A 13502-nucleotide genomic window follows, 5' to 3' on the forward strand; every position below is an offset into this window, starting at 1 on the left:
AAGTGTGTTTGCCGATGTCGATACCCAAAAGCGTGATGGTATTCATGAGAGATCCTCCTTCGGTAAAAAGAGAGCCTCGGCAAGTTTAGACCCGCCGAGGATCTCACCGGGCTGACCATCTCATTAAGGCTTGTCCCAACGTTCGGCCCGCTCGCTAAAGCTCGGGGTTCCTTCGCTCCGGGATTCATCCGGGGGGCATCGCCTACGGTTTGCTTCGCTGCACCTTCTCTCGATGTGTTTGGCTTCGCCAAACGGTCGCTGCGCTCCCACCCCGGATAAACCCCTCCACTCAGCCTGCCGACGGGACCGGTGGATCAAGATCAAAAGCTGCAGCCGAGCTAACGCTCATCCTGTGGAGTGGGGCGGCTTTGCCGCGTGGGCCGCGCACGAATTCAAACTGTGGGAGTGAGCTTGCTCGCGATGGCGACCTGCCAGCCGACCTGTTTCTTGCGGATTTACTCAATCCAATTGTGGGAGCGAGCCTGCTCGCGAAGACGGCCTTCCAGCCGACCGTTTTTCCAGCCGCCTGGCTTCAACCCAACAGCTCATTCGGTCTCATCCAGCTTTTGGAAAACCTTGGTCTCGGGCGTTGACCGCCACAGACAAGGTCAATACCAGCAATCCGGCAACGATCCACGGAAATGCCCCCACCCCAAGGTTTCCCAGTAACAGCCCTCCGACCAAACCACCGCCAGCAATCCCGACATTCCATAGCGTCACCAGCATCGATTGCGCTGTATCGGCAGCCTCTTTCGCGGTTTTGGCAGATGCGGTTTGCAGCAGCGATGGCATGGCGCCGAACGCCAGTCCCCAGACTGCGGTAGCGATGTAAATGACAATCGGCGAGTCGCGCCACAGGCCCACCACGACCGCTGACAGCATGAACAGCCCGGCACTGATCAACACCAGTTCGCGCAGCCAACGGTCAATCAGGCTGCCGACGATCCATAGGCTCAGCACTGAAGCGAGGCCGAATGCCAGCAGCACGCGGTCGACATTGGCATCAAGCCCGGATGGCTGCAGGAACGGCGCGATGTAGGTGTACAGCAAGTTGTGCGCGACGACGTAGGTTAGCGTGACCAGCAACACGGATCGCACGCCGGGCAAGGTGAACACCTGACGCAGCGGCATGCGGTTTCCCACGCGTTCGCCGGCGAAGTCCGGAACTTGCCAGTGCACCCAGATCACCAGCACCACGGTCAGTCCGGTCATGATCGCGAAGCTCAGGCGCCAGCCGACCAGGGTGCCCAGCAGGGTGCCTGCGGGGATTCCCAGCGACAGCGCCAGTGGCGCGCCGAGCATCGCTATCGTTATGGCGCGGCCTTGCATGTGCGGAGCGACCATGCGGCTCGCGTAACCTGCCAGGAGTGCCCACAGCAACCCGGCAAATACGCCGGCAATAAACCGTGCGATCAGCGTCAGCCAGTACCATTCCGACAGGGCGGTGAGGCTGTTGGCGATGGCAAAACCTGCGATAGCGGCCAGCAGCAGCGGTTTTCTTCGCCAGCCGCGGGTGGCGATCGTCAGCGGGATGGCTGCCAGTATCGAGCCGAAAGCGTACAGCGTGACCAATTGCCCGATCAGTGCCTGGGAGACATTCAGGCCGCTGCTCATCTGCGGCAACAAGCCGGCGGGCAGAGCTTCGGTCATGACCGTAATGAATCCGGCGGTGGCCAGTGCCAGGAGCGCGGCGAGGGGTAATCGCTCGCGGCGAGCGACGGGTTGTTCAAGTGTGGGGCAACCGAGTTGGGCATCGTTCATGAGCCGGCATCCTTGTGCAGTGTTGACGAGGAACACAGGGTAGAGCGCTGCACATCGGCGAAAAACGGGTTAAGGTTCCGAACATATCGGACACGGATGTCGGCAATGGGAGGGTGGTATGGATAGCCTGGGCAGTATTTCGGTGTTCGTTCAGGTCGCCGAGACGCGCAGTTTTACTGAGGCTGGCCGGCTGCAAGGGGTGTCATCGTCGGCGGTGGGCAAAAGCATTGCACGGCTGGAAGCGCGACTGGGCGTGCGGCTGTTTCAACGCACCACGCGCAGCGTCACGCTGACCAGTGAAGGTGCGCTGTTTCTCGAACGTTGCCGCAAGATCCTCGCGGAGGTCGAGGCGGCGGAGTTCGAGTTGTGTGACGCTGCTGCGAAACCCCATGGCAAGTTGCGCATCAGCCTGCCGCAGGTGCATGGTTTGGTGATGCCGGTCATGACTGAATTCATGGCCTTGTACCCGCAGATCGAGCTGGATCTGGATTTGACCGATCGCATGGTCGACGTGGTTGAAGAAGGTTTCGACGCCGTGATCCGCACTGGCAAGCCACGGGATTCGCGACTGATGGCGCGAGCGTTGGGCGAGTTTCACATGGTGCTGGTGGCCAGTCCGGCTTATCTGACGCAACGCGGTGTGCCGCAGACGCCCGCCGATCTGGCGGATCACGCGTGCCTTCGGCATACGTTTCATGCCACCGGCAAACTGGAAACCTGGCCGCTGATTCGCGCGGAGGGTGCCGCAGAGCCGACGTTGCCGACGCGGTTGGTCAGTACGTCGATTGAGGCGGTAAGCCACGCGGCGCTGGCCGGTATGGGCATTGCCTGTCTGCCGGACTTCATGACCCGCGAGGCCGAGGCGCAAGGGTGCTTGCGTCGTGTGCTCGACGCGCATCTGGAACACACCGGACAGTTCTGGGTCCTATGGCCATCCAGTCGCCACGCCACGGCAAAGTTGCGCGTGTTCATCGATCATCTGGCATTGCGACTTTTTCCCGCAACTGAAGGTCGGTAGAGTTGTAACTGCTTTAAGACACTAATCCATGCGCCGCCGGGGCGTGATCTGTTGCACAATACGCCCCGCACTGTTTTCTCTCAGGATGTTCAATGTTGATTTCCACTCCCATGCGTGTTGTCGGGTTGGCGCTGTTGTTGACCGCTGTTGCCGGCTGTTCGAAAGACAAGCCGATGTATGAGCATGAGAACTTCGATGACTCCGGTACGTTTTCGCGCAATTACCCGGTGACCGACGCGGCCAGTTGCGAAGCGGCGCGCCGTGCATTGCTTAGCCAGGGCTACATCATCACCAGCAGTGACCCGAAACTGGTCAGTGGCCACAAGAGCTTCCAGCAAACCGGCGACACCCACATGGAGATCAGCTTCAACGTGGTCTGCGCCGATGACGGCAGTGTCGGGCACCATGCGACGATGTTCGCCAACGCCTTGCAGGATCGTTATGCGCTGAAGAAGACCAACAACTCGGCCAGCCTCGGCGTGGGGGTGTTGGGCTCGGTGTCGATGCCGATCGGCTCGTCCGACGATTCGATGGTCAAAGTCGCCAGCGAGACGGTGACGTCGCAGAAGTTTTACGAGCGATTCTTTACGTTGGTGGAATTGTTCCTGCCGGCGGAAGCAAAGAAAGCTGCGCACATTGAAGAGAAGCCGAAGGCTGACCTGGGTGTACCTGAGACGAAGGCTGCTCCGGCAGCGCTGGCGCCAACGCCAGCGCCGACTCCAACGCCTGCGCCTGCAGCGGAGCCCGCTCCCGCACCTGCCGAGACCGCACCCGTGACGTCTGAACCGGTTGCGCCACCGGCAGAGGCCGCGCCGATCACTCCTGCGCCGAGTGCAGAACCGGCACCGGCGACCGAAACCATCACGCCACCGGCCAACCCGGATATCCCCCCGCCATCCGAGCCGATTCCGGCGATGCCTGCGTCCGGCCAATAATCCAGCCTCACCGCAACCCCTGTGGGAGCGAGCTTGCTCGCGAAAGCGTCGGAACATTCAGCACGCATGTGACTGACTGGCCGCCTTCGCGAGCAAGCTCGCTCCCACAGTGGTTTTTGGGTTGCCTTAAATTTCGTTACATTCCCCTGACAAAAATCCTGCGATAAATTCCTGACCACCTGCTACGTTTTATTCATGAAGGCCGGGTTTCACTTTTCCTTCATACGAGCACGTTAAGCTCGAGGCACTGGGCATTTGCTCAGGCCCATTCAAGAGAGCAGCAGGGGGATTACACGATGGATGAATATCAAGAAGAGCTGCTCGAATACCAGGCCTTTGAACTGGACCAACCCGAGCCAGCCGAAGACGCCACCGAGCTTTAACCTGCAGCTTGCAGCTTATAGCTCGCAGCTGCTTTCAGGCCGTTTTGCGGTGACTGCGGCGGAATTCGCCGGGCGTCTGACCGCTCCAGCGTTTGAAGGCGCGCTGGAACGCTTCGGCTGAAGCAAAACCCAGCAGGTAGGCGATTTCACCGAATGCCAATTCGGTATCGCGGATGTAAGTCATCGCCAGGTCCCGGCGAGTGTCATTGAGGATTGCGCGAAACTGCGTGCCTTCCTCGGCCAGTTTGCGCCGCAACGTCCAGGTCGGCAGCTTCAGGCGTGCCGCCACTTCTTCCAGGTCGGGTTCCCGGCCACCATTGAGTAATGGCCCCAACAGTTGAGTGATGCGTTCGCGCAGGCTGCGGGTGCGAGTCAATTGCTCCAGCTCGCGTTCACACAGTTGTAGCAGATGCCGCCAGGTACTCGGGCAATGCTCGGGATTGCGCTGTGCGAGGCTGTTCAGGCTCAGGCGCAGTTGATTGCCCTCGGCACCGAACTGGATCGGGCAATCCCCCAGCAAGTCGTACGCCTCGCGGTAATCCGGCTCATCGAATTCGATTTCAATGCGTTCGGCGCGCAGCGGTTCGCGGCTGACACTGGAGAGCTGATGCAGCCATCCGGCAATGATCGAGTCCACGACAAAACGGTTATAGGCGTTGTACGGGCTGATCGAATAGAAACGCAGCCACGCGCCATGGGCATCTTCATGGAAACTGGACTGACCGCGATAATTGGAACCGTACAACGCCTCGAAACGGATCAGGCAGCGCGCGGCTTCTCGCACGGTCGGCGCTTGCGCAGCGGTGACGCCGGCCAGCCCGGCCTGACTCAAGCGACTGAGCTGGCCCATGCGCAGGCCCAGCGCCGAATCGCCAGTCAACTGAATCGCCGCGTGGCCCAGGCGCATATAGCGCGGAATCGACAAACGCGCCCCGGCCTCGGCCAGTCGCGCGGCGTCCAGACCATATTGCTCCAGCAACGGCTGCGGATCCGCCCCATGACTGCGCACGGCATCGGCGAGGCTGTGAACAAAGCCCACCGACAGGTCCCCGAGGCGCATCGGCAGGGGCTTCATGGCTTACAACCAGATGTTCAACAAACGCGCGCCCCGGTCATCGCCATCGGCGAACTGCTGACCGTTGCTGCTGAGGAAACTCTGACCGGCACTGGCCTTGTCCCAGAACTGCCCGCGCAGGAACACACTGATGCCGGCAATCGCTCGACTGCTCGGTGGTTGCGCGGTCAGTGTCAGTCGATGCCAGGCTTGTCCTTCGGTGACTTCTCCGGGTTTTAGGCTGACCGACCCCGGTGTGCTTGAACCTTTGTAACCGCGCCATGGCTGATTCCACGCACCTTGACCGAATACCTGCGCCGGTACCGCGATCAATTGCGCGTTTTGCTCGTCGAGTTTGCGGTAATTGTCGGGGTACCAACTGTCGCTGCCAATCAATACGCCAAGGCGTCCGGCCGGGGTGTCGACCACGTTGAGCGCGTGTTTGTCTGCGCTTTCGAGCACTTCGCGCTGATCGAATACCGGGTGCATCTGCCGTTGCGGCTGGCCCAGCGGCACGCCATCGCGGCCGAACACCACGCTGCTGTTGAACAGGGCACCGCTACCGGGTTTGAGCTGGCCATCGCGAACGCTGGGTTCCGGTAACACGATCGAGCCGGCCACCAGGGTCACGTGAAATTCTTTGGCCAGACCACCGAACAGCGCCTGGTAATCCTTGGCCATCGCCTTGGCTTTCATCCGCAGGTACGCGTCGTTGAGGCGGTCGCTGCCGTTGGCGCTGAGCCAGGCGCGGGCGAATAGCAAGGGATTGCTCGCCGCCAGCCAGTTCATCGCCTCGGCGAGGGTCGGGGCCTGATACAGCTCGTCTTTTTCGCCGCTGAGCAGCAGCCAGGTGCCGACGTTCTCCGGCAGCACCACGACGGTTTTATCGTTCAGCAGGCCTTGATCCTGGGCTTGCTGCAGATAGGCTGCGAGCTTGCGGTGCAAGCGCTCGGTGCTTTGATAATCGGTGGGAAACAGCTCAGGCTGGATGCCCAGCAGATTGCCACGATCGGCGGGGATGCCCTGATCGACCGCCACTTTAATGCGTAAGTCCGACAGGTAATGGCCCGCCGGCCGGTCCGCCGCCCACATGGCGTAGGTGGTCAGGGCGGCGACGAGGGCCATGGAGAAAAACAGGTACAAAAGTTTGCGCATGAAAACCAACAGCTACCGGGTACAGGGTATGGCGACTAGGGTAGGGCCCATGGACCTGATTGCCAAGGGGTGCTGCGCATTTGGATCAATAAGTTGTCAGTTACGGTCATTGAGTGACAGCGATGCGACTCTTAGTCTGTCGAACATGACTGACGGGAGCCGCAGAGCGCCCGCTACTTTTCCGTGATTGCTCGTTGTGGAGTTACCGATGACCGCCGCTCACTACCCGCACCTGTTGGCCCCGCTGGATCTGGGATTCACCACGCTGCGCAACCGCACCTTGATGGGTTCGATGCACACCGGCCTTGAAGAAAAACCGGGCGGTTTCGAGCGCATGGCGGCGTACTTCGCCGAACGTGCCCGTGGCGGCGTTGGCCTGATGGTCACCGGTGGTATCGGCCCGAACGACGAGGGCGGCGTGTACTCCGGGGCGGCCAAGCTGACCACCGAGGAAGAAGCGCTCAAGCACCGGATCGTCACCCGCGCGGTACACGACGCGGGCGGCAAGATCTGCATGCAGATCCTCCACGCCGGGCGTTATGCCTACAGCCCGAAACAAGTCGCGCCGAGCGCGATTCAGGCACCAATCAACCCGTTCAAGCCCAAAGAGCTGGACGAGGAAGGCATCGAGAAGCAGATCAGCGATTTCGTCACCTGTTCGGTATTGGCGCAGACCGCCGAATACGACGGCGTCGAGATCATGGGCTCGGAAGGTTATTTCATTAACCAGTTCCTCGCCGCGCACACCAACCACCGCACCGACCGCTGGGGCGGCTGCTACGAAAACCGTATGCGCCTGCCGGTGGAAATCGTTCGTCGCGTGCGTGAAGCGGTCGGCCCGAACTTCATCATCATTTTCCGTCTGTCGATGCTCGACCTGGTCGAGGGCGGCAGCACCTGGGACGAGATCGTCACCCTGGCCAAAGCCATCGAGCAGGCCGGCGCAACCATCATCAACACCGGCATCGGCTGGCACGAAGCGCGGATCCCGACCATCGCCACCAAAGTGCCGCGTGCGGCATTCAGCAAGGTCACGGCCAAGCTGCGCGGTTCGGTGAAGATTCCGCTGATCACCACCAACCGCATCAACACCCCGGAAATCGCCGAGCAGATTCTGGCTGAAGGCGATGCCGATATGGTCTCGATGGCGCGGCCGTTCCTCGCCGATCCGGACTTCGTCAACAAGGCCGCTGAAGGCCGCGCTGACGAAATCAACACCTGCATCGGTTGCAATCAGGCGTGCCTCGATCACACCTTCGGCGGCAAGCTGACCAGTTGCCTGGTCAACCCGCGTGCCTGCCACGAAACCGAACTCAATTATCTGCCGGTGCAGCAGATCAAGAAAATCGCTGTGGTTGGCGCCGGCCCTGCCGGTTTGTCCGCCGCGACCGTGGCTGCCGAGCGTGGCCATCAAGTGACCCTGTTCGATTCGGCCAGCGAAATTGGCGGCCAGTTCAACATTGCCAAACGCGTGCCGGGCAAGGAAGAGTTCTTCGAAACCCTGCGTTACTTCAAACGCAAGTTGCAGACCACGAATGTCGAGGTGTGCCTGAACACCCGCGTCGATGTCGCGAAACTGGTGGAAGGCGGTTACGACGAGATCATCCTCGCCACTGGCATTGCACCGCGCGTGCCGGCAATTCCGGGTGTCGAGAATGCCAAGGTGCTGAGCTACCTGGACGTGATCCTTGAGCGCAAGCCGGTGGGTAAACGCGTGGCGGTGATTGGCGCAGGCGGTATCGGTTTTGACGTCTCGGAATTCCTCGTTCACCAAGGCGTGGCCACCAGCCAGGATCGCGCCGCGTTCTGGAAAGAGTGGGGCATCGATACGCAACTGGAGGCCCGTGGGGGTGTGGCCGGGATCAAAGCCGCACCGCACGCGCCGGCCCGCGAAGTGTTTCTGTTGCAGCGCAAGAAAACCAAGGTCGGTGATGGTCTGGGTAAAACCACTGGCTGGATTCACCGTACCGGTCTGAAGAACAAGCAGGTGCAAATGCTCAACAGCGTTGAATACCTGAGCATCGATGACCAAGGCCTGCATATCCGCATCGGTGAAACCGGCGAGCCGCAAGTGCTGGCGGTGGACAACATCGTGATTTGCGCGGGGCAGGATCCGCTGCGTGAATTGCATGACGGTCTGGTGGAAGCGGGGCAGAACGTGCACCTGATCGGCGGTGCGGATGTCGCGGCTGAGCTGGATGCCAAACGCGCGATCAACCAAGGCTCGCGCCTCGCTGCTGAACTTTAAGCCCTGCGCTGAACCTGTGGGAGCGAGCCTGCTCGCGAAGGCGTCGTGTCAGTCGACATATGTATTGGCTGACACTCCGCTTTCGCGAGCAGGCTCGCGATGGCGGCTTGTGAGCGACTAGAATGCCGGCTCTGTCCAGATCGAATCGCCGCCCATGCTTTTGCCTCCCTCCAACTGGCTCCCCCAAGCCCCGCTACAACCGCTTCAACTCGACTGGCTCGCAACCGCCGGCATTGAAGTCGCCATCCTGCGCCTCGACCAGATCGACCCGCTGATCAGCGGCAACAAATGGTTCAAACTCGTCGAACACCTCAAGGCCGCTGATCGCGTGGGTGCCGAAGGCATCATCAGTCTCGGTGGGGCTCACTCCAATCATCTGCATGCGTTGGCGGCGGCGGGAAAACGGCTGGGGTTCAAAACCGTGGGGCTGTTGCGCGGGCATGCGCAGGAAACGCCGACCGTGCAGGATCTGCAAGCCTTCGGCATGCAACTGCATTGGTTGGGTTATGGCGGCTATCGCGCACGCAATGAACCGGGATTCTGGGCGCCTTGGCGCGCGCAGTATCCGCAGTTGTATGCGGTGCCCGAGGGCGGTGGCAGCTTAACGGGGGCGCTCGGTTGTGCGGCCATCAAACAGCAGGTGCAAGCGCAATTGCACACGCTGGGCTGGAGTGATTTTCACGCTTGGTGGCTGGCCTGCGGCACCGGCACGACATTGGCGGGATTGCTGCTGGCCGAAGCAGGGGCCCACCCGGTCTATGGCGCACTGGCTGTGCCAGACGATCACGGCGTGGCGCCGCAAGTCGAGTCGATCCTGCAAGCCGCAGGGCAGGGCAACGGGCGCTATGAACTGATCGACGCCAGCCGAGGCGGTTTCGCCAAGGTTGATCCGGCGTTGCTTGAGTTCATCGAACAAACCGAACAGGCCAGCGGCGTTCCTCTGGAGCCGCTGTACACCGGCAAGGCGTTGCTGGCGCTCAAACTGCAAGTCGAGGCGGGCAGGTTCGCAGCCGGCACACGGCTGATCTTCATTCATACCGGAGGTTTGCAGGGGCGGCGCGGGTTTATCGCCAGCCCCTGACGCTCAACCGCGCTTGGGCATCATCCGCAGCAGGGTGTTATCGCGCACCACATAGTGGTGATAGATCCCCGCCAGCGCGTGCAGGCCGATCAGCCAGTAGCCGATCGTGGCAATGAGCACATGCCAGTACTCGACCTGTTTGGCGAAATCCTTGTTCTCCGCGACCAGCAGCGGCAGATCAAAACCATAGAACATCACCTGATGCCCTTCGGCGCTGGTGATCAGCCAGCCGAGAATCGGCATGCTGATCATGAACAGGTACAAGGCCCAGTGCATCAGCCGCGCCAGCACGGTTTGCCATTGCGGTGAGGCGGGGAAGATTTTTGGCGCCGGACCAATGCTGCGCGCGAGCAGGCGAAACCACACCAGCACAAACACGGTCAGGCCGAGCATGTAATGCACTTCGCGGATCAGCGTGCGCCCGCCACTGCCTTTGGGAAACAGACCGCGCAACTCCATGCTGGCGTACACCAGCACCAACAGGACCAGCATCAGCCAGTGCAACAGGACCGAGACGGTGCTGTAGCGGGATTCGGAACTTGTCCACGGCATACGGTGTTTCCTCACAGATCAGGGTTCAAACCTGCCGTTCTTGGCCGACGGCATGCTTTAACTGTAATCCGCTTTGGCGGATTTGCCTGAGGCTGATCGGACTTTCAATGCTCTGAATCGAGGCTTTGCCAATAAGAAAACGCCAGTGTCGGCAAGACACTGGCGTTTGTCTTTGCAGCAAGCGGCAGGAATCAGCTCGATTGCGGCATTTCACCGTTGGCCAGACGCTTGTTGATGTCGGCGATGACTTCCGGCAAATCGGTAATGGTGTCGATCATGTAATGCGGGCGCGAGCCTTCGAACAGCGCGTGAATGCGCTTGCGTTCGCTGGCCAGTTCATCGCTGCCCAAGGCGCGGAAACCGGCGTAATCCAGACCCAGCGCGTTGCCCGAACAGATCAGTGCCACGGTCCACATCCCGGCGCGGCGGCCTTCGAGAATGCCCGGCACGGTGTCATCGATCTTCACGCACGCCGCGACATCGTCGATGCCCAGCGCGATGACGTTGGCCAGGGCCTGTGCCGGCCATGGGCGACCATTCGGCACTTCGTCGGTGGCAACCACGTGGTCGGCGACGTAGCCGTTGGTGGCAGCCAGTTCGACGACCTTGTCCATCACTTGCTTCGGATAACCGGAGCAGGAACCGATCTTGATCCCTTGTTGACGCAGGTTGGCGATGGTTTCCAGCGCGCCGGGAATCAGCGCCGAGTGCTCGGCGATCTTCTCGATCTGCAGCGGCATGAAGCGCTTGTAGATCGCGGTGACGTCGTCATCGGTCGGCGTGCGGCCGAATGCCTTGCGATAACGCTCGGCCACTTGCGGCTGATCGCAGAGGGTGCGGATGTGATCCCACTTGCCCATGCCCATCGGGCCACGGGCTTCTTCGATGGAGACCTGCACGTCGAACTCGGCGAAGGCTTCGACGAAAATCTGCGTGGGTGCGAACGAGCCGAAATCGACCACGGTGCCGGCCCAGTCGAGGATCGCGGCTTGCAGCTTGTTTGGATTGATGTAGTTCATGTTGATCAAATTCCTGAGTTGGCAATGCAATTCAAACTGTAGGAATGAGCCTGCTCGCGATAGCGGTTGATTACTCAACAGCTTCGTCGACTGACACGGCCTCATCGCGAGCAGGCTCACTCCTACAAGGGATTGGTGGTGTGGCTCAGATTTCGAGGACTTCCATCTCGCGCAGCACTTCGCCGACCGCCGCCACGGCCTGGCGCATTTCGTCCGGGCTGACATGGCCGATGCAACCGACGCGGAAGGTTTCGACCTGGGTCAATTTGCCCGGATAGAGGATGTAACCCTTGGCCTTGACCCGCTCGTAGAAATCCTTGAACTGATAACGCGGATCTTGCGGCGCATGGAACGTGGCAATGATCGGCGCCTGAATCGCCGCCGGCAGGAAGCTGCGCAAACCGAGTTTGCCCATCTCATCCATCAATGCCTGACAGTTGGCGGCATAGCGCGCATGCCGCGCCGGCAGGCCACCTTCTTCGTTGTATTGCAGCAGCGCTTCGTGCAGCGCCGCGACCACGTGGGTCGGCGGGGTGAAGCGCCATTGCCCGGTTTTCATCATGTAAGCGTGCTGGTCGTACAGGTCCATTGCCAGCGAATGCGAGTTACCGGCGGCAGCGGCCAGTGACTCTTTGCGAGCAAACACGAAGCCCATTCCCGGCACGCCTTCCAGGCATTTGCCGGACGCGGCGATCAGTGCGTCGAACGGCACTTGCTGCGCATCCACCGGCAGTGCGCCGAAGGAGCTCATGGCGTCGATGATCAGGCGTTTGCCGTGTTGCGCGACGACCTGGGCAATCTCCGCCAGCGGGTTGAGAATGCCGGTGCTGGTTTCGCAGTGGATCAGCGCAACGTGGGTAATGTTGCTATCGGCGCGCAACAGGCGATCGACGTCAGCGGCGGTGGTCGGCTCATCTTCAGCGGTTTCAAAGGTGCTGAACGAGCGGCCGAGCACTTCGCAGATCTTCGCCAGACGCTTGCCGTAGGCGCCGTTGATCAGCACCAGGACTTTGCCGTCACGCGGCACCAATGTGCCGATCGCTGCTTCGACGGCGAAGGTGCCGCTGCCCTGCAATGGCACACAGTGGTGAGTGGCGGCGCCGTTGAGGATCGCCAGCAATTGTTCGCAAAGGCTGGCGGTCAGTTGATTGAAGCGGTCATCCCATGACCCCCAGTCGACCATCATCGCCTGGCGGGTGCGGGCCGAAGTGGTCAACGGGCCGGGAGTGAGCAGGATGGGTTCGGCAATACTCATTCGTGTGTCCTCGGATAGCGCTGTGGGATGAAGCTACGGGGCATACGTTGCAATTCGCCGTTGCATCAATCAAATTGTTTGTTGTTATGCCAGCCATCAGTGAGAGTTATTCATGAACCTGTTCCAGCTCCGCGCCTTCGACGCCGTGGCCCGTGAAGGCAGCTTCACCCGTGCCGCCGCGCGCTTGTTCATCAGTCAGCCGGCGGTTACCGGGCACATCAAGGCGCTGGAGGAGCACTACCAGATCACCCTGTTGCGGCGCACCGCGCGACGGGTGGAACTGACCGAGGAGGGCACCAAACTCGCGGCGATTACCCGCGCGATGTTCGGCCTGGCGGAAGAGGCGCAGACGATGCTCGAGGCCAACCGGCAATTACTCACCGGGCGACTGGAAGTGGCGGCGGACGGGCCGCATATGGTCATGCCAATGTTGGCGAGCCTGCGCGCGCGGTATCCGGGAATTACGGTGAACCTGCGCTTGGGCAATGCCCAGGAAACCCTCGCTGCATTGTTGTCGGAACACGCCGATGTGGCGGTGTTGACCGAAGTGGAGCCGCGCAAAGGCCTGCACCTGCAGGCATTGAGCGAATCACGGATTTGCGCGTTGGTGCCGGCAGGGCACCCGTGGGCGATGCGCGCCGGGGAAATGAAACTCAAGGAACTGGATCAGGTGATCATGGTGCTCCGTGAGCCGAGTTCGATCACCCGTCGTACATTTGATGACGCCTGTGCGCAGGCGTCGATCCATCCGCGCGTGTTGCTGGAACTGGACAGCCGTGAGGCGGTGACTGAAGCGGTGGCGGCCGAGTTGGGCGTTGGCGTGGTGTCATCGGTGGAAGTCAGCCATGACCCGCGGGTGATGGCGATTCCGATTGCCGGGGCAGGGCTGGTCAATCGGCACATGATCGGCTGCATGGAGCGGCGGCGGGAGTTGCGCCTGATTCAGGCGTTCTTTGGTCTGGCGCCGGCCTGATACACCGAGTCGCTCCCGTCGCGAGCAAGCGCGGGCCCACAGTTTGTATGCGGTTCCCCGGGGGGGGG

At 61.1% G+C, this 13502-nt stretch carries 11 protein-coding genes; 5 read left to right on the forward strand and 6 right to left on the reverse strand.

The features are described 5' to 3' along the window. Positions 1-555: 555 nt before the first annotated feature. Positions 556-1761 (reverse strand): MFS transporter, encoded by a 1206-nt coding sequence (locus AC0ZWN_RS28270; RefSeq protein WP_476337628.1) that lies wholly within the window; start codon positions 1759-1761, stop codon positions 556-558. Between the two features lie 118 nt (positions 1762-1879). Between AC0ZWN_RS28270 and AC0ZWN_RS28275 the strand changes: the two genes are divergently transcribed. Beyond that, a complete protein-coding gene (locus AC0ZWN_RS28275) occupies positions 1880-2779 on the forward strand; it encodes a LysR family transcriptional regulator (RefSeq protein ID WP_476337629.1) in 900 nt (299 codons plus the stop codon). A 92-nt stretch (positions 2780-2871) separates the two neighbouring features. After that, positions 2872-3714, forward strand: coding sequence for a DUF2242 domain-containing protein (locus tag AC0ZWN_RS28280; RefSeq protein WP_476337631.1), 843 nt, complete (start codon positions 2872-2874; stop codon positions 3712-3714). Positions 3715-4131: 417 nt separating this feature from the next. On the opposite strand, the gene AC0ZWN_RS28285 is transcribed toward AC0ZWN_RS28280, so the two are convergent. Both AC0ZWN_RS28285 and AC0ZWN_RS28290 read right to left on the reverse strand, forming a co-directional pair. After that, the gene (locus AC0ZWN_RS28285; RefSeq protein WP_476337633.1) at positions 4132-5172 is read right to left on the reverse strand and encodes an AraC family transcriptional regulator; all 1041 of its coding nucleotides are present in this window, start codon (positions 5170-5172) and stop codon (positions 4132-4134) included. A gap of 3 nt (positions 5173-5175) precedes the next feature. After that, positions 5176-6306: a carbon-nitrogen hydrolase family protein gene (locus tag AC0ZWN_RS28290; RefSeq protein WP_476337634.1), complete on the reverse strand. Its 1131-nt coding sequence runs from the start codon at positions 6304-6306 to the stop codon at positions 5176-5178. 208 nt (positions 6307-6514) lie between these two features. Here AC0ZWN_RS28290 and AC0ZWN_RS28295 point away from each other — a divergent pair, with 208 nt between their 5' ends. Beyond that, positions 6515-8554 carry a 2,4-dienoyl-CoA reductase FMN-binding domain-containing protein gene (locus tag AC0ZWN_RS28295; protein WP_476337636.1) on the forward strand — a complete coding sequence of 680 codons (2040 nt, stop codon included), beginning with the start codon at positions 6515-6517 and terminating at the stop codon, positions 8552-8554. Positions 8555-8708: 154 nt separating this feature from the next. Then, positions 8709-9635, forward strand: a complete 927-nt coding sequence (locus tag AC0ZWN_RS28300) for a 1-aminocyclopropane-1-carboxylate deaminase/D-cysteine desulfhydrase (protein WP_476337638.1) — start codon at positions 8709-8711, stop codon at positions 9633-9635. Positions 9636-9638: 3 nt separating this feature from the next. Here the strand turns inward: AC0ZWN_RS28300 and AC0ZWN_RS28305 are convergent, their stop codons facing one another. The 3 genes from AC0ZWN_RS28305 to AC0ZWN_RS28315 form a co-directional block, all read right to left on the reverse strand. Continuing rightward, a complete protein-coding gene (locus AC0ZWN_RS28305; RefSeq protein WP_007917296.1) occupies positions 9639-10187 on the reverse strand; it encodes a cytochrome b in 549 nt (182 codons plus the stop codon). 191 nt (positions 10188-10378) lie between these two features. Next, positions 10379-11206, reverse strand: coding sequence for a phosphonoacetaldehyde hydrolase (gene phnX / locus AC0ZWN_RS28310; RefSeq protein WP_095113725.1), 828 nt, complete (start codon positions 11204-11206; stop codon positions 10379-10381). A gap of 145 nt (positions 11207-11351) precedes the next feature. Beyond that, positions 11352-12461 (reverse strand): 2-aminoethylphosphonate--pyruvate transaminase, encoded by a 1110-nt coding sequence (locus AC0ZWN_RS28315; protein WP_095113724.1) that lies wholly within the window; start codon positions 12459-12461, stop codon positions 11352-11354. A 112-nt stretch (positions 12462-12573) separates the two neighbouring features. On the opposite strand from AC0ZWN_RS28315, the gene AC0ZWN_RS28320 reads away from it, so the two are divergent. Then, positions 12574-13434, forward strand: a complete 861-nt coding sequence (locus AC0ZWN_RS28320) for a LysR substrate-binding domain-containing protein (RefSeq protein WP_476337640.1) — start codon at positions 12574-12576, stop codon at positions 13432-13434. Positions 13435-13502: the final 68 nt, after the last annotated feature.

Source organism: Pseudomonas sp. 3B-A001-10F, from assembly GCF_056313565.1.

Bases quoted from the DNA above. Each gene is read 5' to 3' on its own strand.
- AC0ZWN_RS28275 (WP_476337629.1), top strand. From the start codon at position 1,880: ATGGATAGCCTGGGCAGTATTTCGGTGTTCGTTCAGGTCGCCGAGACG.
- AC0ZWN_RS28295 (WP_476337636.1), top strand. From the start codon at position 6,515: ATGACCGCCGCTCACTACCCGCACCTGTTGGCCCCGCTGGATCTGGGA.
- AC0ZWN_RS28290 (WP_476337634.1), bottom strand. From the start codon at position 6,306: ATGCGCAAACTTTTGTACCTGTTTTTCTCCATGGCCCTCGTCGCCGCC.
- AC0ZWN_RS28285 (WP_476337633.1), bottom strand. From the start codon at position 5,172: ATGAAGCCCCTGCCGATGCGCCTCGGGGACCTGTCGGTGGGCTTTGTT.
- AC0ZWN_RS28305 (WP_007917296.1), bottom strand. From the start codon at position 10,187: ATGCCGTGGACAAGTTCCGAATCCCGCTACAGCACCGTCTCGGTCCTG.
- phnX (WP_095113725.1), bottom strand. From the start codon at position 11,206: ATGAACTACATCAATCCAAACAAGCTGCAAGCCGCGATCCTCGACTGG.
- AC0ZWN_RS28280 (WP_476337631.1), top strand. From the start codon at position 2,872: ATGTTGATTTCCACTCCCATGCGTGTTGTCGGGTTGGCGCTGTTGTTG.
- AC0ZWN_RS28300 (WP_476337638.1), top strand. From the start codon at position 8,709: ATGCTTTTGCCTCCCTCCAACTGGCTCCCCCAAGCCCCGCTACAACCG.
- AC0ZWN_RS28315 (WP_095113724.1), bottom strand. From the start codon at position 12,461: ATGAGTATTGCCGAACCCATCCTGCTCACTCCCGGCCCGTTGACCACT.
- AC0ZWN_RS28320 (WP_476337640.1), top strand. From the start codon at position 12,574: ATGAACCTGTTCCAGCTCCGCGCCTTCGACGCCGTGGCCCGTGAAGGC.
- AC0ZWN_RS28270 (WP_476337628.1), bottom strand. From the start codon at position 1,761: ATGAACGATGCCCAACTCGGTTGCCCCACACTTGAACAACCCGTCGCT.